This is a genomic window from Paracraurococcus lichenis (assembly GCF_030657435.1).
GTDB classification, from domain to species: Bacteria; Pseudomonadota; Alphaproteobacteria; order Acetobacterales; family Acetobacteraceae; genus Paracraurococcus; species Paracraurococcus lichenis.
The window spans coordinates 14,010-31,685 of the sequence record NZ_JAUTWS010000006.1; the positions used below are offsets into that span (position 1 = coordinate 14,010).

Consider the following 17,676-nt stretch of genomic DNA (forward strand, 5'->3'; position numbering starts at 1 on the left):
GATCGTCGCGCGCCGATGCTTGCGGCGGCGATGCCATTCCCCGCATTGTGCGGTGCACCATGCCCAGTATGATCGCCATCCGCGGTACCGCCAGCTTCCGGGCGGCCGCCATGTTCCGGCCCCGCAGCGTCGTGCTGATGGCCGATCCCGCCGCGCCGGAGGCCGCGATCATCGCCCGCAACCTGGCCGCGGGCGGCTTCAAGGGCAGGCTCTACGCCATCGGCCTGCCGGCCGAGGGGCTGATCCCGGCCGCGAGCGTCGAGGCGCTGCCGGAGGCGCCGGACCTCGCCGTGCTCTGCCTGCCGCCGGCGCTGCTCGAGCCGGCGATGGCGCAGCTTGCCGCCCGCGGCTGCCTCGCCGCCGTGGTCCCGGGCTCCGCGCCGGACCTCGCCGCCATCTCCGCCCGCACCGGGGTCAGGGCCTTCGGCCAGGGTAGCTTCGGCCTCTGCGTGCCCTCGATCGGCCTCAACGCCTCGCTCGCCCATATCGCGCCCGCCCCCGGCAAGCTCGCCCTCGTCACCCAGTCCTCGGCGCTCGCCCGGACGGTGCTGGACTGGGCGGCGGCGGAATCCGTCGGCTTCAGCCATGTCATCGGCATCGGCGGCAATGCCACCATCGGCTTCGCCATGGCGCTGGACTGGCTGGCGCGGGACGTGGCGACGGGCGCCGTGCTGCTCGACATCCGGCGCATCCGCAACCGCCGCGCCTTCGTCTCCGCCGCCCGCGCCGTTGCCCGCACCCGGCCGGTCGTGGCGATCCGCGCCGGCGGCCGCACCGCCGACCACAGCGGCATCGGCGACTGCGTGATGGAAGCGGCGCTGCGCCGCGCCGGCGTGCTGCGCGTCTCGACCCTCGACGACGTCCTCTCCGCCGCCGAGACCCTGGCGCGGGTCCGCCCGCGCCTCGGCGGCGGCCCGGATTCGGCGCGCGGCGACCGCATCGCCATCGTCACCAACGGCATCGGCCTCGGCCAGCTTGCCGCCGATGCGGTGCTGTCGGGCGGCGGGCGGCTGGCGCAGCTCTCGCCCGAGGCGCTGGCCGCCTTCGAGATGCTGCTGCCGGAGGGCTGGCGGCCGGGCAACCCGCTCTCCCTCGGCCCCGCCACCGGGCCGCGCATCGCCGAGGCCGCGACCATGCTGGCCGCCCTGCCGGAGGTGGATGCGGTGGTCGCCGTGCATGCCCCGGCGCCGGAGGAGGCCGGCGACGTCGCCGCCGAGGCGATGATCGCCGCCGCCCGCACCGGCGGCCAGCGCAGCGCACCGGTCTTCGTCGCCTGGACCGGGCAGGCGACCGCCGGCCGGCAGCGCCAGGCCATGGCGCAGGCCGGCCTCGCCGTCTTCCCGACGCCCGAGGCGGCGGTGCGCGGCGCCCTGCACCTGGCGCGGGACCGGCGCAACCGCGCCGCGGCGGCCGAGCTGCCCTCCCGCGAGGTGCTGGAGCTGGCGCCGGACCGCACCGCCGTCCGCCGGATCCTCGAGGCCGCGCGCGCCGGCTTCCGCCGCGCGCTCACCGAGGAGGAGGCGCTCGGCGTGCTCGCGGCCTATGGCCTGCCGACCGTGCCCGGCCGGCTCGCCGCCGGCCCGCAGGAGGCGGCGGATGCCGCCGCCATGCTGGGCTTCCCCGTGGTCCTCAAGATCCTCAGCCCCGACCTGCGGCACAAGAGCGAGGTGGGCGGCGTCGCTGTCGGCCTCTCCTCCACCGCCGCGGTGAAGGCGGAGGCGGAGGCGATGCTGGCCCGCGTGACGGCCAGGCGGCCTGACGCAAGGATCGAGGGCTTCCTGGTGCAGCGCCAGGCGGCCCGCGCGCTCGAGCTCCGCATGCGGCTCGGCGACGATCCGATGTTCGGGCCCTGGATCGGCTTCGGCCAGGGCGGCACCGCCGCCGACCTCGCGGAGGACGAGGCGCATGACCTGCCGCCGCTGAACCTGACGCTGGCGGGGCAGCTCATCGGCCGCTCCCGCACCGCGCGGCTGATGGGCGGCTGGCGCGACCATGCGCCGGTGAACCAGGCGGCGGTCGCCGATGCGCTGGTGCGCCTCTCCCAGATCGCGGTGGACTTCCCCGAGATCGAGACGCTGACGGTCAACCCGCTCTTCGCCGATTCGCTCGGGGTGCTCGCGGTCGATGCCCACCTGACGCTGCGGCCGGAGGGCGAGTGCGGCGTGCTCGCCATCCCGCCCTATCCGGCGGAGCTGGCGCGGCCCTGGCGGACGCGGTCGGGCGAGGTGCTGGAGGTGCGGCCGATCCGTCCCGAGGACGCCGCGGCGCATGCCGAGGCCTTCCGCAAGCTCGACCCGGAGGATGTCCGCTGGCGCTTCTTCTCCCCGCTGAAGGAGATGGCGCCGACGCTGGTCGCCCGGCTGACCCAGATCGACTACGACCGGGAGATCGCCTTCGTCGCGGTGCGGCGGGCGCCGGACGGGGGGGAGGAGACGGTCGGCGTCTCCCGCCTCATCCGCGACCCGGGCGAGCCGGCCTCGGCGGAGTTCGCCGTCATCGTGCTGAAGGCCATGAAGGGCCAGGGCCTCGGGCGGCACCTGATGGAGCGGCTGTTCGAATGGGGCCGCGCCAACGGCGTGCGGGAAGTGCTGGGCCATGTGCTGGCGGACAACGCGCCGATGCTGGCCTTCGTGCGCTCGCTCGGCTTCACGCTGAAGCGCTCGGCCGAGGAGGAGGAGGTGATGGAGGCGCGGCTCGTACTCTGAGCGCCCGTCGGCGAATGGTAGGACCGGGGAGAAGGTATTCTCCCCGGACCCCTCTTCTATTTTTCCGGGTTTGGCACCCGCCGCGCGGCAACAGCCGACCCACAAGAAGGAGGGGGAGGATATACTCTTCCTTCCCGGCCTTGCCCGTATCGCGCTACGCCGTCGCCAGCATCAGCACCCCGCCGCAGATCAGCCCGATGGCGGCGAGCTTCTGTGCCGAGAGCGCCTCGCCGAACATGAAGTGGCCGATCAGCGCCACCGCCACGTAGCTGGCGGCGGTGCAGGGCAGGGCGACGCTCATCGGGATCTTGCGCAGCGCGATGATGTAGAGGAAGGCGGCGCCACCATAGGCGATGAGCCCGATGATCGTCGCGGGACGGAAGACCTGGACGATGAAATTGCCCTCGCCGATCGCGCCGGTCTTCAGCAGCACCTGGCCGCCGAGCGAGGTGAGGATCGCCGCGGCAAGGGAGAGCCAGTGGATCGTCACCGCAGGGCATCCTCCGGCCGGCGGGCCGCGGATCGTTCGACGCGCGGCGCCAGCATCTCCCGCACCACGCCCTGCGGCTTGCCATTGGCCGAGAGGAAGGCGCGGCCGACATATTCGCCGAGCACGCCGAGGATGAGGAACTGCACGCCGGCGATCAGCAGCATGGTGGTCATGGAAGAGGCCCAGCCGGAGGGCGTGCCGGTGATCAATGCCTCGGCGATCACCAGGATGGCGAGGACGAAGCCGAGGATGCCCATGGCAACGCCCGCGACGATGGCCAGGCGGAGCGGCAGGACCGAGAAATTGGTCGCCAGGTTCAGCCAGAGCAGCACCAGCCGCTTCAGCGTGTAGTTCGACCGCCCCTCGGCGCGGGCGAGGTGCAGCACCTCGATGCTGTCGATCCGCTGCGTCACCTGCATGATCAGCCCGTCCACATAAGGGTAGGGGCCGCGGTACTTCGTGACCTCCCGCACCACCAGCGCGCTCATGCAGCGGAAGGAGGAGAGGTAGAGCCCCTTCGGCTTGTCGAGCAGCGTGTCGGCGACGCGGTTGGCGAAGCGGCTGCCGAGGTTCCGCCAGCCCTCGTGCTGCTTCTCGGCATAGCGGGTATAGACCACGTCCCAGCCGCCGAGCCGGGCGTGGTTGTAGAGCTTCAGCACCTCCTCCGGCGGGTTCTGCAGGTCGTCGTCCATGGTGATGACATAGGCGCCGCGCGCGTGCCGCAGGCCGGTCAGGACCGCATTGTGCTCGCCGTAGTTCCGCGCGTGCTCCAGATAGGTCAGCGGCACGGTCGCGTTGCGCGCCAGCGCGCGGCAGACATCGCCGGAATTGTCCGGGCTGCCGTCATTGACCAGCACGATCTCGATGCCGCCGGCGGGCTCGAGCCGCGACAGCGCCTCGACCAGCCGGCCGACGGTGGCGGCGCCGCGATAGACCGGCACGACGATGCTGAGCCCGACCGCGGGCGGGACGGCGACGTCCATCGGCTGGGAATCCATGGCAGGCCTCGCGGTCAGGGGCGGAGGGCGGTGGCGAGCACCGATCCGCCGGCGGGAAAGGGGAGTCCGCCGTGCTGGAGGAGCCTTTCCAGCCGGCATACGGCATGCAGGCTGCGGTCGATCCAGGGCGGAAAGGGGGCGACATCGGAGCGGCCCTCGGGCGCGCGGGCCAAGACCTTCCGCTGCAGCACCATCAGGGGCAGCAGCAGGCTGTTCCAGTAATGCGGCCGGACCCGGACCAGGCCGGCCTCGGCCAGCAGCGCGGCGGCGCTGCGGGCGGTGTAGCGCCGTGCGTTCTGCACCCGCAGGTCATGGGTGGAGCGCAGCCAGTCGAAGGCCGGCAGGTTCACCACCAGCACCCCGCCGGGCCGCAGCACCCGCAGCATCTCGGCCAGCGCCCGCCCTGGCTCCACCGCGGCGTGGCAGAGCACGTCCAGGCTGACCACGGCACCGAAGCTGGCATCGGCGAAGGGCAGGGCATTGACCGTGCCGACCGCGACCGGGACCCCTGACTTGGCGGCCGCCCGGGCAGCCGCCCGCGCGTGGTACTCCACCCCCGCGGCCGGCTGGTCCGGCCGCTGCCGGCGCAGCCGGGCGAGGAAGCCGCCGGTGCCGCAGCCGGCATCGAGCAGCGGCCCGTGCCAGGGCGCGGCGCGGTCCAGCGCATCCAGGACCTGGGCATGCAGGGCGCGATACCACCACATGCCGTCCTCGGCCGCGTCCATGAGATCGTATTCGGCGGGTTCCACGCGGCGCTTCTGGCATGGCGGCACCGGCGGGAACAAGGCGCGTCTCCGCAACCATCCCCCCGGCCGGCGCCTGCGGCGGCCGCAGGACCGTCACAATCGGCTGGTCACATGATTGCGGTTCGTTCCCCGGCGGTTCAAGGATGGCGCGAAGGCCATGACGCAGCCCGATCCCCCTCCGCGCCGGTCCGGCGGCGCGCCGCTCGCCACCACCCTGGCCGGGACCGCCGCCCTGCCGGCCGCGGCCGGGCGCGCCGGCACGCGGCTGTTGCGGCTCCTCGCCCTGCTGCCGGCGGCGGCCTTCCTGCTGGTCGCGCTCTCCCCGCCGCTGAACCACGATGTGGCGGCGGTGCTGAACTTCGCCGAGCGGATGCTGGCCGGCGAACGCCTCTATGCCGACCTGATCGACGTCAACCCGCCGCTGATCTTCGTGCTGAACCTCCTGCCGGCGGCGATCGGCGCCTGGACGCCGCTGGATGCGGTGCAGGGGCTGCTGCTCTGCCTGCTGGCGGTCTGCGGCCTCTCGGCCTGGCTGGCGCTGCGCATCGCCCGGCCGCCCGGCCCGGTGGAGGCGGCGAGCCTCGCCGTCACCCTGCCGCTGCTGACGCTCGCCGCCGGCTACGACTTCGGCCAGCGGGAGCACCTGATGGCGGTGGCGGCGCTGCCCTACCTCGTCCATGCCGCCCGCCGGATGGAGGGGGAGGCGACCCCGCCCGGCCTCGGCCGCGGGGCGGTGCTGCTGGCCGCGCTCGGCTTCGCGCTGAAGCCGCATTTCCTGGCCATCCCCGCCCTGGTGGAGGCGCTGCTGCTCCTCCGGCGCGGCCCGGCGCGGGCGGCGGCGGATCCGGTGCCCTGGGCAATGGCCGGGATCTGGCTGGCCTACCTCGCCAGCCTGCCGCTGCTCTTTCCCGAATATCTCGACCAGGTGCTGCCGCTGGTCTGGGACTACTATCTCGGCCTCGGGGATTTCGCCTGGTGGCAGGTGATCCTGACGGAGCGGCTGGGCACCGCGCTGATGCTGCTGCTGCCGCTCTCGATTGCCGCGGCGCGGCCGAGCTGGGGGGCGCTGCCGAAGGTCATCGCCGTGGCGGCGCTCGGCGCCACGCTCTCGGCGGTGGTGCAGCACAAGGGCTGGTCCTACCACGCCCTGCCGGTCCGGCTGTTGGCCGGGCTGCTGGCCGTGGTCATGGCCGCGCGCTGGCTGGACCGTGCGCTGCCGGCGCCGCGCGCCGCCCACGCGGCGCCGACGCTCGCCTTGGTCGCCGCCTTCGGCATCGGCATCCACAACTTCGCCGGCGCCGAGGCGCCCTGGCGGGAGATCACCTGGTCCTGGTCCCGCGGCGGGGAGGTGACGGCGCTGCTGAAGCGGGAGGCCTATGGCGAGCGCCTGCTGGTCCTCTCGCCCGACATCTTCCCGGTCTACCCGGCGCTGAACTACGCGCATGCGCAGTCGACGCTCAGGACCATGAATCTCTGGCTGCTCGAGGGCGTCTACCGGGACTGCCCGGCGGATGGCGCGCGCTACCGCGAGACCTGGGAGATGTCGCGGACCGAGTTCTACGTCTACCGCACCGTCGCCGAGGACATCTCGCGCGCCCCGCCGGCCGCCATCCTGGTCTCGACCCGGCCGGGCATTCCGGTCTGTGGCCGGGAGTTCGATTTCCTGGAATACTTCTCCCGCCACCCGCTCTTTGCCGAGACGCTGCGGCGCTACCGCCCGGCGGCCGAGATCGAGGGCTATCGGCTGCTGCGCCGCGAGGACTGATGACCGAAGAATGGGCCGGGCGGCGCTGATGCGCGACGCGCCTGGCATGGGTGCCGCGCATCGCGCGGTGCCGACGGGGGAGGAAGCGCTCCGGGGCCTTGCCCTGGTCGCGCTCGGCTATGCCGTGATCTCGGTCGCGGATGCCACGGTGAAATGGGTGCTGCCGGCGATCGGCCCGGCCGCCGCCATGGTCTGGCGCGGGCTCTTCGGCGGCGCGGTGGTCCTGCTGCTGACGCGCGGCCGGGCGCTGCGGGCGGTGAACCGGCGGCTGCTGGCGCTGCGGAGCCTGCTGCAGGCGGGCGTCTCGGCCGCCTGGTACCTCGCCTGGTCGCTCGGCGTCTCGCTGGCCGACAGCTATGCGGTCGCCGCCGCCTCGCCGCTGCTGATGACGCTGCTTGCCATCCCCCTGCTCGGCGAGACGGTGGGCTGGCGGCGCTGGTGCAGCACCGCGGTCGGCTTCGCCGGCGTGCTCTTCATGCTGCAGCCGGGTGGCGAGTTGTGGCGCTGGGAATCGGCGCTGCTATTGGCGGCGACCGCGGTCATGGCGCTGAGCCGGATCTGGACCCGCATCCTGACCCGGACGGACACGCCGGACAGCATGGCCTTCTGGGTGCTGATCGCGCAGGCGCCGGTGGGCGCGGCGCTGCTGGCCTGGCCGGTCATGTGGCCGCCGGGCGGCCCGCCGCCGCTGCTGCCGCCGGCCTGGGCGCTGGCGACGCTGGCCGGCTTCGCCGCGCTGAACGCGCTGGCGCAGATGCTCTTCGGCCGCGGCTATGCGCTGGCGCCGGTCTCGGCCATCGCGCCCTTCGAGTACTCGCCGCTGCTCTGGGGCATCCCGCTGGGCTGGCTGATCTGGGGCGAGGTGCCGGCCTGGACGACGCTCGGCGGCGCCACGGTGGTGATCGCGGCGGGGCTCTACAACGTGCACCGGGAGCGGGTGCGCCGCGCCGAGGAGAGGGCGCGGGCGGAGCGCGATGCAGCGGCCGGGCCGTGCAGCCCGGTGCCGGCCCGGGACAGGGCCGCCTGATGGCGCTCCGGCACGACATCCGCCGCGGCGCCCTCTGCATGCTGGCGGCGCATGCGCTCTTCACCTCCATGGGCGCGATCGTGAAGTCCCTGGCCGAGACCGTCCCGGTCATCGAGCTGATGTTCTTCCGCAGCGCCTTCGCCCTACCGGTGGTGCTGCTGATCTGCGCGCGCTCCGGCGGCGCGACGCTGCGCACGAAGCGCTTCGGCGGCCACGCGCTGCGCGCCTGCACCGGCATCGCGGCGCAGACGCTCGGCTTCTATGCGCTGGGCGTCCTGCCGCTCGCCGAGCAGGTGGCGCTCGGCTACACGCAGCCGCTCTTCGTCACCATCCTCGCCATCCCCTTCCTCGGCGAGAAGGTCGGCCTCCATCGCTGGAGCGCCGTCGTGCTCGGCTTCTGCGGCGTGCTGCTGATCGCGGCCGGGCAGGGGGTGGGCTTCGGCGCGGTCTCGCCGGAGCTGGTGAAGGGCACGGTCGCGGGCGTGGCGCAGGGCATGTTCTCGGCGCTGACGACGCTGCTGGTGCGGCAGCTCTCGGCCACCGAGAGCAGCACCACCATCACGCTCTGGCAGTCCCTGCTGATGGGCGCCTATGCGGCGCTGCTGCTGCCCTTCGTCTGGGTGACGCCGGGCTGGACGGAACTGGGCCTGCTGGTCCTGGTCGGGCTGGTCGGCGGCAGCGCGCAATGGCTGCTGACCGAGGCCTGGGCGAGCGCGCAGGTCTCGGCCGTCGCACCCTATTCCTATTCGGCGCTGCTCTGGTCCATCGGCCTGGGCTGGATGGTGTTCGGCGACCTGCCGGGGGTGGCGATGCTGGGCGGGTCCGCCTTGATCGTGGTGGCCGGCCTGTACATCCTGCACCGGGAGCTCGTCCGGAAAGGGAAACGCTGATGGGTCTGACCTTCCTCAGGGACGATCCGCTGCTGCATGGCGCGGTGGAGGAGACGGCGCCCGGCGTGCGGCGCCTGGTCTGCAACAACCCCTCCGCCTTCACCTTCCGCGGCACCAATACCTATATCGTCGGGCGCGGCGAGGTCGCGGTGATCGACCCCGGGCCGGAGGATGCGGCGCATCTCGCCGCCATCCTGCGTGCGACCGAGGGCGAGCGGGTGACGCATGTGATCGTGACGCATACCCACCGCGACCACTCGCCGGGTGCTGCCGCGCTGGTCGCGGCAACGGGCGCGCGGACCTATGGCTTCGGACCGCACATGACGCCGCCCGAGGCCGGCGGCGAGGGCGGCGACCATGGCTTCCGGCCTGACGTGGCGGTGCCCGACGGGGGCGTGGTGGAAGGCGGGGACTGGCGCCTGACCGCGCTGCACACGCCGGGGCATTGCGCCAACCATCTCTGCTTCGCCATGGACGGAAACGGTGTGCTGTTCAGCGCCGACCATGTGATGAGCTGGTCAACCAGCGTGGTCAGCCCGCCCGATGGCGACATGGCGGACTACATGCGGAGCCTCGGGCGGGTCATGGCGCGCGACGACCGCGTGCTGCTGCCCGGGCACGGCCCGGCGCTGCGCGACCCGAAGCCCTTCCTCAAGGGCCTGCACGCGCATCGGGAGGAGCGGGAGGCGCGGGTGCTGGCGGCGCTGCGCGAGGCCGGCACCGCGACGGCGGATGCGCTGGTCGGGCCGGTCTACGGGCCGTTCGACCCGCGGCTGGTCAGGCCGGCGGGGCGGAGCCTGCTGAGCCACCTGATCAAGCTGGAACAGGAAGGACAGGTGGCGCGGGCGGAGGGGGAGAATTGGCGCCCGCTTTGACGGATCCACTCAGCCTTTGAAGACGTATTCACGGTGGTGCTTCAGAAATTGCGGATGCGGCCGCCATTCCGGTCGTGCCGGCAGTCGAAGTGATCGTGCTAGGGTCAGTACGCCGCGCGCACCCGCCGGAAGCAGGCGATCGGCCGTCAGGATGGAGTAGTCCTCGCTTATCGAGATAAGGCCCCGGTCGAACATCCAGTGGATTGTGCCGGAGAGCGCGATGCCGTTCCTCACGGTATCAGGGCCCTGTGAGGCCACAGGCCGGATATGGGCAGCCTGGACTTCCGCACGGCCTCCGCCATTGATCAGGCGTAGGCCCGTGACGGCACAGGTGTCGTCATAGGCCGTCTTTACCGCGGCAGCGAATGCCGCGTCACGGAAGGAACGCTTGGTGACGCGCTCTATGATAGGGCGCTCGAAAGCTTCCTGTTCCTCCGCCAGTCCCGGAACGACAAAGTCGGGCCGTGCGGGCGAAAGCACCGGTGCGAATCCAGCGCGCAGGATCGAATCGAATTCTCGTTCGGGCAAAGAACGGACGGCGCGGCCAAAGGCTCCCTTGTTGGTTTCGCCATCCTCGCGCTGCAGCGCTGACTCGAAATAGTGGCTGCCAGCTTTGAAGGTGACAGGCAGATCGAAGTCGAGGTAGTCGGTGACGAAGGCGTAGAAGTGGTCGGGCCGTACCTCGTCCGGCTCGATCGTCGTGACACGCGCCGTCGCGAAATACGCTTGCCGGCCGCCACGGCTATCCTCATCGCCGCTGCTACGGCGAGGCTCGTAATATACGATCCAATCGCCGACCGCGGCACGGGCCTGATTCAGGTAGGTCCGCGGGAAATGATACCGGAATGTAGGCAGGTCGTCGTAGGTGGGGTTGACCTTGGTCGTGAATACCGCCTTCACCATGGCGCCAGTTCAGCGCTCCGGTAGCCGCGTGTCCTGGCCGCGGAAGCAGATCAGCTCCCGCGCCAGCCGCTCCTCGGGCGTCATCGCCAGCCATTCACGGAATTCCGCCAGCACCTTCGCGGTGATGCTGGCGATGCGGTGCCGGAAGGCGTCCTCGAAGCCGAAGAAGCGCAGTTCCTCGAGCTCGCCCGAGCCGCGCAGCGTGCCATGTGCGGCCTCGGCCGGCGCGATGAGGAAGCGGGCATTGAAGCGGCGCGGCAGGCGCGGCGGCGTCACCGCGCGGCAGAGATACTCGAGCACGCCGAGATCGGGCAGCAGCGCATGCCCCTCCATCCGGCCGAGCACCAGCCCGGTCTCCTCGTGCAGCTCCCGCGCCGCGGCGATGCCGAGGGCGCGGGCGAGGGAGGGCGGCGCCTGCCGCCGGAGGCAGGCGAGGGTGAATTCCGGCAACTCGCGCATCGCCGTGGCACGGTGGTCGGCGCGGTCCACCCGGCCGCCGGGGAAGACCAGGGCGTTCGGCATGAAGCGGTGCCGGGCATGGCGAAGGCCCATCAGCACCTCCGGCCCGTCCTTGCCCTGGCGCCAGAGGATGACGCTCGCCGCGTGCTTCGGCGTGACGCGCTGCGGCGTCGTGCGCTTCGCATCCGCCTCGGCGCCCGGATTGTCCTCGGTCGGCGGCTCGTGGCGGGCCGGGCCGTCAGTCAAGCGAGAGGCCCTGCAGCTTCAGCCAGGTGCGCAGGCCGAAGCGCTCCGGCACCGAAAGCTGCCGCGCGGCATTCTCCGACCAGCCGCAGCCTTCCGGCTTCGCGCCGTGGATCTCGGGGTAGCGGGGCTTGGCCGGCGGGCGCGCGGCGTCGTAGGCGGGCAGCGCTGCCGCCAGCCCGCTGTCGTCGTAGCGCTCGCGGTGGACGACGACATGCTGCGGCAGGCGCGGCGAGAGCCAGTTGCGCTCGCCCATGGGGAAGCCCAGCGTCAGCCCTGCCACCGGATAGACGCCGGGCGGCAGGCCGCAGAGCGGCCCGATCTTCTCCACATGGTTCCGCACATAGGAGATCGGGCAGGTGCCGAGCCCCGCGGCCTCCGCCGCCATGACCGTGAAGCCGAGGGCGAGCGCGGCATCGGCCGTGGCGTTGACGAAGGTATCGACGTTGTCGTTGGCATGCGCGCGGCCGTGAATCTCGCAGGCGCGCCGCCCGCGGCGGATGTCGCCGCAGAAGAGCAGGAAGACCGGCGCCTGCCTGATCCAGTCCATGCCGCCGATCCAGTCGGCGATGCGGGCGATCTTCCCGGCATCCTGGATGACGATGATGGCGTATTGCTGCAGGTCCGACTTGCTCGGCGCCGATTGCGCCGCGGCGAGCAGCGTCTGCAACAGGGGCTCCGGCACCGGGTCCGGCGCGTAGCGGCGCGTCACGCGCCGGTCGAGGATGGCGGCGAGGCCGGGCGGCACCTCGGCGGGCGGCGCGAAGGGCAGAGGCTCTTCCGGCCGCAGGCCGTAGCGGCCGCGGATCAGCCGGTCTGGATCGTTCTCGGGCATCGCGCGCGCAGCATGGCAGGCTAGGCGCCTTGCGCCCAGGGGTCGTAGGTGCCGAAGTGCCAGAGATGCCCTTCCGGGTCGCGGCAGGAATAGCTGCGGCCGCCATAGGGCTCGTCCGAGACCGGCGCGACGATCTCCGCGCCGGCGCGGCGGGCGCGGGCCATATGCGCGTCGACGTCGGGGACGATCACATAGGCGCTCTGCGTGACATGGCCGAGCGGGGGCAATTGGATCGCGCCGGTTCCCTCCTCGCCGGCCGGGCCGAGCATGATCATGCTCTCGCCGAAGGTGAGTTGCGCGAAGACCACCGTCCCCGCCGCATCGGTCTGCAGCCGGCGGCGCGTGAAGCCGAAGGCGCGGCAGAGCCAGTCCACCGCCGCCGCGGCGTCGCGGTAGGGCAGGGTGGGGATGATGGTGGCGCGCATGCGGGAAGTCCTTGGTCGAGGCGGCCGCCTGCCGGGGTGCCTGCGACGTCATCAGCGAATCGTGGCCGCAGGGTTGCCGCCACGGGTCATCCTCGCCCGATCAGGCCGCGCGCACCACCCAGGCATCCGCGACCGTCACGCCCTGGCCCTCGGCATGGATGATCAGCGGGTTGATCTCCGCTTCCGCGATATCGGCGCGCGCGGCAAGACGCGATAGCGCGACCACGGCGCGGGCGAGCGCCGGCAGGTCGCCGCGGGGCAGGCCGCGCCAGCCGGCCAGGGGCCGCAGCCCCTTCACCTCGTCGATCATCGCCATCGCCTCGGCTTCGTCCACGGGCGCGAGGCGGAGCGTGACGTCGCGGAACAATTCCGCCGTGACGCCGCCGGTGCCGAGCAGGACGACCGGCCCGACCTCCGGATCGCGGCGGAAGCCGAGGATGGCCTCGCCGAGGCCCCTGGCCATGGGCTGCGCGAGGAAGCCCGTCAGTGTCGCCTGCGGCGCCATCCGGGCGACGCGGCCCTGCATGGCGGCGGCCTCCTGCGCCAGGGTCGCGGCATCGGGGATGCCGAGCCGGACCCCGCCGACCTCCGTCTTGTGGGCGAGGTCGGGCGAGAGGATCTTCAGCGCGACCGGGAAGGCCAGGTCCGGCGGCGCGTCCTTTGGCTGGCGCAGGACGGCGAAGGGGCTGGCGAGGCCGAGCGCGGCGAAGAGGCGGCGGGCATCGGCCTCGTCCGGGCGCGCCGGGAGGGCGTGGTCGATGGCGGGCAGCGAGGGTGCCGGGCGCGGCGCGCGCCAGTCGCACCAGGCGCGGATGCAGTCGGCGGCGCTCTCGGGCGTGCGGAAGGCGGGGATGCCGGCCTCGGCCAGCAGGCGCAGCGAGGCATCGGCCTGCGGCACGAGGAAGGCGGCGACCGGCTTGGCGCCGCCCGCATCCCGCGCGCGGAGGATGCCGGCGACGGCATCCTGCGGCCGGAACTGGGCGGAGGAGCCGATGACGGAGAGCACGAGGTCGGTATCGGCCGCGTTCTGCAGCGCGTCGATCGCGGCCGCCACGCGCTCCGGCTTCGCGCCGGCCAGCGTCAGGTCCAGCAGGCGGCCGTGATGGTGGATGCCGGCGGCGTCGAGCTTCGCGCCGGCAGCGGCATCCGGCGCGCGCGCCTCGATCCCCGCGACGCCGAGGCAGTCCACCGCCATGGCGCCACCGCCGCCCGTCGTCGTCGTCACGCTGACGGCGCGATGCGGCTGCGCGGGCGGGCGGCGGCTGCGGGCGAGCGCAGGAAGCTCGATCAGGGCCTCCAGTGTGGTAACCCGGAGAATGCCATGGGCACGGAAGAAGGCCTCCGCCGCGGCGTCGGAACCGGCGAGGGCACCGGTATGGCTGGTGGCGAGTTCCGCGCCATAGGGGGAGCGGCCGAGCTTGTAGGCAATCACCGGCTTGCCCGCTTCATGGGCGCGGCGCGCGAGGTCGGCGAAGTGTTGCGGCTGCCGGATCGCCTCCAGGAAGAGCAGGATGGCGTCCACCTGCGGGTCGTCCACCAGCAGGCCGGCGACCTCGCCGGCGCTCAGGTCCGCCTCGTTCCCCGTGCCGACGAGGTGGGAGAAGCCGATGCCGCGCGATGCGCCGCGCGACATGATGGCGCCCATCATGGAGCCGGACTGGCTGACCAGCGCGATGCGGCCGGCCGGCAGCGAGTCGGCCTCGAGCGCGGCATTGACCGAGCAGGCGATGCGGTCGTTGAGGTTGACCACGCCCATGGAGTTGGGGCCGAGGATGCGCAGGCCCGCGCGCCGCGCCGTCGCCAGCAGCCTGGCCTGCAGCGCCGCGCCCTCCGGTCCGGCCTCGGCGAAGCCGTCGGCGAGCACGCAGGCCGCGGGGATGCCCTTGGCCGCGACCGCGTCCACGACGCCTTCGACATGCGGCGTGTTGAGCAGGATATAGGCGAGGTCCACCTCGCCCGGGATGTCGGTGACCGTGGGGTAGGCCCGCGCGCCCAGCACCTCGGCCTCGCGCGGGTGCACCGGCAGGATGTCGCCGGTATAGCCGTGCTTGCGGAGGTAGAGCTGCGCCCGCGCGGTCAGGCGCTTCGGGTCGGAGGAAGCGCCGATGAGGGCGATGCGGCGCGGCTGGAAGAGTGCCCTATGCAGGTCTTGCATGTTCGATCCTTCTTGGGGGGAGAGAGGGCGACCGTTGATCGCCTTCGGCGCTCACCCCCCCCAAGCCCCCCACTCACCGTCTTCCGTGAGTCGGGAACTGCCGCACGGCGAGTGTCAGACTCACAGAAGAAGGGTGGTGGGGTTCGGGGAGGAGGTTCTCCTCCTCCCCGCCCTTCGGCTTAGAGCGGATCCCAGGAGAACACCTCGCCCGAGCGCTCGAGCGGGATGAAGAAGCTCTTCAGCGCCGGCAGCGCGTGCTCGGCGATGCTCTCCGGCGTCCAGCCCTCGCCGCTGTGGATGCCGCGGATCGGGCGGTTCTGGCTGAACAGGAACAGCTCGTTCATCCGCGGGCCGAAGATCTGGCCGTTGACCTCCTTCGCCGCGTCGGAGGCGAGGAAGACCGCGAGCGGCGCATTCTTCTCCGGCCCCATGCGCATGATCTTCTCGACCCGCGCCTTCTGCTCCGGCGTCTCCGCCGGGATGGAGCTCGTCATGCGGCTCCAGGCGAAGGGGGCGAGGCAGTTGGAGCGGACGTTGTAGCGCTTCATGTCGAGCGCGATGGACTTCGACAGCGCGGCGATGCCGAGCTTGGCCGCGGAGTAGTTCGCCTGGCCGAAATTGCCGATCAGGCCGGAGGTCGAGGTGATGTGGACGTAGGACCCGCTCTCCTGCTTGCGGAAATGCGTCGCCGCATGGCGGGAGACGTAGAAGGAGCCGTTGAGATGCACGTCGATGACCGCGTCCCACTCCTCCGGCGTCATGCGGTGGAAGATCTGGTCGCGCAGGATGCCGGCGTTGTTCACCACGATGTCGATGCGGCCGAAATGGTCCAGCGCGGACTGGACGATCTTCCCGGCGCTCTCCCAGGAGGACACGCTGTCGGTATTGATCTCGGCCTGGCCGCCGCGCTGCTCGATGATCTGCTTGGTCTGCTGCGCCGGCGTCGCGGACTGGCCCTCGCCCGAGAGGCTCGCACCGATGTCGTTGATGATGACCTTGGCACCGGCCTGCGCCATGTGCAGCGCGATCTCGCGGCCGATGCCGCCGCCCGAGCCGGTCACGACCGCGACCTTGCCGTCCAGCATGCCCATGATGGCGTTCCTCTCCCATGAATGCGTAGGCTGCTAACCGTAGCGCCGCCGGGGCGGGCCGTGAAGCGGGGCCGGACCGGATCATGTCGCCGGCGGGGCGCCGCGCGCCGGCCGCCTCCCGTCTCGCCACCCCGCCGCGTGCGCATCCGACGCGGGCGTCGTAGCCTCCCCGGCCGGCACGGTCCGGGGGAGGAGAGCATCCATGGAGAAGAGCCCGACCTACCAGAAGGGGCGGGAGATCCGCCGCGAGCTCATCGGCGAGGCTGCGGTGAAGCGGATCGACGAGACGGTCTACAACGACCCGATCATGCGGAAATTCGGCGACTACGCCTCGGAGGCCGTCTTCGGCATGCTCTGGGGCCGGCCGGGCCTCGACAAGAAGACCCGGGCGCTGGTCTGCGTCGTCTCCGACACCGCCATCCATGCCTGGCCGGAGCTGAAGATCCATCTCCGCATGGCCCGCAACATGGGCTGGACGGAGGAGGAGCTGACCGAGGCGCTGCTGCACATGGGCGGCTATGTCGGCCTGCCCACGGTGCGGGAGGCGCTGCTGGTCGCCCGCGACCTCTTTGCCGAGATGCGCGGGGAGGGGTAGGGCGGTCGCAGCGGCGCCGGTACGCCGTTTGCAGGCTGCCCGGCGCCGACCACCGCAGCACGAAGGCCGCCGCATGACCGAAGCCGATCCCGTCGCCATCCGCCACATGCGGCGCGCCCTCCGCCTCGCCTGCGATTCCGTCGCCTCCGGCGGCGGGCCCTTCGGCGCCGTCATCGCGCGCGGGGAGGAGGTGGTGGCCGAGGGCAACAACCGCGTCACCCTCGAGCTCGACCCGACCGCGCATGCCGAGGTGACGGCGATCCGCCAGGCCTGCCGCGCACTCGGCCGCTTCGACCTGCGCGGGTTGACGCTCTATTCGAGCTGCGAGCCCTGCCCGATGTGCCTTGCCGCCATCCATTGGGCGCGGCTCGACGGCGCCTTTTTCGCCGGCACCCGCTGGGATGCGGCGGCGGCGGGCTTCGACGACGAGCTCCTGTACCGGGAGGTCGCGGCGCCGCTCGAGCAGCGCCAGGTCCCGACCCGGCCGCTGCTGCCCGAGGAGGGGAAGCAGCCCTTCGCGGACTGGCTGACCAAGGCCGACCGCACGCCCTACTGAACTCCCTACTGGGCCAGCAGCCGGCGGACCTCCGGATAGGGCGCCGGCCCGTCCTCCGGCTGCAGCCGGTACCAGCCGCCATGGCTGTAGGACCAGAGGGTCGCGGGCAGGTTCAACTCCCGGAGCACGGGCAGGCCGGCGCGCAGGTCCTCGATCCAGCGCTCGCGCCGTTCCTGCTTGTCGCCGCTGGCATTGTACTCGGCGCAGAGCACCGGCAGGTTGTACCGCTCGCGCCAGGCGATGGCCGGGGCGAAGCGGCGGCGCACCTCGGCTGGGCTGCCGCCGCCATAGTCGTGCACCTCGGCGATGGTCCAGGGATCGGCGGGCGGCGCCATCTCGGGGAGGGAGCGGATGCTGTTCCACTCCTTGCCGCCCCACATCAGCAGGTGGCGCGGCGCTTCCTTGCGGATCGCCCCCAGCATCCGGTCGCGGATCGGCTGCCAGGTGTCGGTGGTCTGGAAGGCCGGCTCGTTCACCGGGGCGAAGACCACCATCTCCGGGTCGGTCCGCGCCGCGAACCAGCGGGCGCGCCGGCCCAGGCCGTCGATGTCGCGCGACTCCGGCGAGCCCTGGTGCACGATGTCCTGCAGGGCGAGCAGCACCGGCAGGCCAGCCGCCGTCGCATCGGCGATGGCGTCATGGAACATCTCGAACAGCTCGATGCCGTCGGCCGGGACGATGAACCGGACATGGTCGAAGCCGGCAGCCCGGAATTCCCGCCACCAGGCGCGGCCCAGGCGGCGCGCATGGTTGTCCCGCGTGACGGGGAACCAGCGTTCCAGGTTGGCGCCCACCCGCAGCCGGGCGAGCCGCGTGCGGAAATCCGCCGCCTGCGCCGCGGCCTGGCCGGCCGCGAGCAGCGGCACCGCCATCAGCCCGCGGCGGGAGAGGGGGAGGGCGCCCGGCTGCACCTTGGCC

General features: G+C 72.4%; 17 protein-coding genes. 7 read left to right on the top strand and 10 right to left on the bottom strand.

Going from position 1 to position 17,676, the window contains the following annotated elements; translation table 11 throughout:
- The first annotated feature begins 59 nt into the window (after positions 1-59).
- The gene (locus Q7A36_RS07690) at positions 60-2,705 is read left to right on the top strand and encodes a bifunctional acetate--CoA ligase family protein/GNAT family N-acetyltransferase (protein WP_305103090.1); all 2,646 of its coding nucleotides are present in this window, start codon (positions 60-62) and stop codon (positions 2,703-2,705) included.
- 154 nt (positions 2,706-2,859) lie between these two features.
- On the opposite strand, the gene Q7A36_RS07695 is transcribed toward Q7A36_RS07690, so the two are convergent.
- The 3 genes from Q7A36_RS07695 to Q7A36_RS07705 are packed head-to-tail and all read right to left on the bottom strand — an operon-like array spanning position 2,860 to position 4,942.
- The gene (locus tag Q7A36_RS07695) at positions 2,860-3,195 is read right to left on the bottom strand and encodes a DMT family transporter (RefSeq protein WP_305103091.1); all 336 of its coding nucleotides are present in this window, start codon (positions 3,193-3,195) and stop codon (positions 2,860-2,862) included.
- Positions 3,192-4,193: a glycosyltransferase family 2 protein gene (locus tag Q7A36_RS07700; RefSeq protein ID WP_305103092.1), complete on the bottom strand. Its 1,002-nt coding sequence runs from the start codon at positions 4,191-4,193 to the stop codon at positions 3,192-3,194. Before Q7A36_RS07700 ends, Q7A36_RS07695 begins: the two co-directional genes overlap by 4 nt.
- A gap of 14 nt (positions 4,194-4,207) precedes the next feature.
- Positions 4,208-4,942 carry a class I SAM-dependent methyltransferase gene (locus Q7A36_RS07705; RefSeq protein WP_305103093.1) on the bottom strand — a complete coding sequence of 245 codons (735 nt, stop codon included), beginning with the start codon at positions 4,940-4,942 and terminating at the stop codon, positions 4,208-4,210.
- A 154-nt stretch (positions 4,943-5,096) separates the two neighbouring features.
- On the opposite strand from Q7A36_RS07705, the gene Q7A36_RS07710 reads away from it, so the two are divergent.
- From Q7A36_RS07710 to Q7A36_RS07725, 4 genes are read left to right on the top strand one after another with little or no spacing between them, the layout of a single operon-like run.
- Complete coding sequence (locus Q7A36_RS07710) at positions 5,097-6,704, top strand: hypothetical protein (RefSeq protein ID WP_305103094.1); 1,608 nt, start codon at positions 5,097-5,099, stop codon at positions 6,702-6,704.
- Positions 6,705-6,732: 28 nt separating this feature from the next.
- Positions 6,733-7,731: a DMT family transporter gene (locus tag Q7A36_RS07715; RefSeq protein ID WP_305103095.1), complete on the top strand. Its 999-nt coding sequence runs from the start codon at positions 6,733-6,735 to the stop codon at positions 7,729-7,731.
- A complete protein-coding gene (locus Q7A36_RS07720; RefSeq protein WP_305103096.1) occupies positions 7,731-8,621 on the top strand; it encodes a DMT family transporter in 891 nt (296 codons plus the stop codon). Before Q7A36_RS07715 ends, Q7A36_RS07720 begins: the two co-directional genes overlap by 1 nt.
- Positions 8,621-9,496, top strand: coding sequence for an MBL fold metallo-hydrolase (locus Q7A36_RS07725; RefSeq protein WP_305103097.1), 876 nt, complete (start codon positions 8,621-8,623; stop codon positions 9,494-9,496). Before Q7A36_RS07720 ends, Q7A36_RS07725 begins: the two co-directional genes overlap by 1 nt.
- A 9-nt stretch (positions 9,497-9,505) precedes the next feature.
- Here Q7A36_RS07725 and Q7A36_RS07730 read toward each other — a convergent pair whose 3' ends face one another.
- The 6 genes from Q7A36_RS07730 to Q7A36_RS07755 form a co-directional block, all read right to left on the bottom strand.
- Positions 9,506-10,399, bottom strand: a complete 894-nt coding sequence (locus tag Q7A36_RS07730) for an HNH endonuclease (RefSeq protein ID WP_305103098.1) — start codon at positions 10,397-10,399, stop codon at positions 9,506-9,508.
- Between the two features lie 9 nt (positions 10,400-10,408).
- Positions 10,409-11,104 (bottom strand): NUDIX hydrolase, encoded by a 696-nt coding sequence (locus Q7A36_RS07735; protein WP_305103099.1) that lies wholly within the window; start codon positions 11,102-11,104, stop codon positions 10,409-10,411.
- Positions 11,097-11,936, bottom strand: a complete 840-nt coding sequence (locus Q7A36_RS07740; protein WP_305103100.1) for a nitroreductase family protein — start codon at positions 11,934-11,936, stop codon at positions 11,097-11,099. Before Q7A36_RS07740 ends, Q7A36_RS07735 begins: the two co-directional genes overlap by 8 nt.
- A gap of 20 nt (positions 11,937-11,956) precedes the next feature.
- Positions 11,957-12,361, bottom strand: a complete 405-nt coding sequence (locus Q7A36_RS07745; RefSeq protein ID WP_305103101.1) for a VOC family protein — start codon at positions 12,359-12,361, stop codon at positions 11,957-11,959.
- 100 nt (positions 12,362-12,461) lie between these two features.
- The gene (locus Q7A36_RS07750; protein ID WP_305103102.1) at positions 12,462-14,516 is read right to left on the bottom strand and encodes an acetate--CoA ligase family protein; all 2,055 of its coding nucleotides are present in this window, start codon (positions 14,514-14,516) and stop codon (positions 12,462-12,464) included.
- A 179-nt stretch (positions 14,517-14,695) separates the two neighbouring features.
- A complete protein-coding gene (locus tag Q7A36_RS07755; RefSeq protein ID WP_305103103.1) occupies positions 14,696-15,607 on the bottom strand; it encodes an SDR family NAD(P)-dependent oxidoreductase in 912 nt (303 codons plus the stop codon).
- A gap of 202 nt (positions 15,608-15,809) precedes the next feature.
- Between Q7A36_RS07755 and Q7A36_RS07760 the strand changes: the two genes are divergently transcribed.
- Both Q7A36_RS07760 and Q7A36_RS07765 read left to right on the top strand, forming a co-directional pair.
- Complete coding sequence (locus Q7A36_RS07760) at positions 15,810-16,202, top strand: carboxymuconolactone decarboxylase family protein (protein WP_305103104.1); 393 nt, start codon at positions 15,810-15,812, stop codon at positions 16,200-16,202.
- Positions 16,203-16,275: 73 nt separating this feature from the next.
- Positions 16,276-16,758 (top strand): nucleoside deaminase, encoded by a 483-nt coding sequence (locus Q7A36_RS07765; protein ID WP_305103105.1) that lies wholly within the window; start codon positions 16,276-16,278, stop codon positions 16,756-16,758.
- Between the two features lie 5 nt (positions 16,759-16,763).
- Here the strand turns inward: Q7A36_RS07765 and Q7A36_RS07770 are convergent, their stop codons facing one another.
- Positions 16,764-17,669: a glycoside hydrolase family 5 protein gene (locus Q7A36_RS07770; RefSeq protein WP_305103106.1), complete on the bottom strand. Its 906-nt coding sequence runs from the start codon at positions 17,667-17,669 to the stop codon at positions 16,764-16,766.
- Between the last annotated feature and the right edge of the window lie 7 nt (positions 17,670-17,676).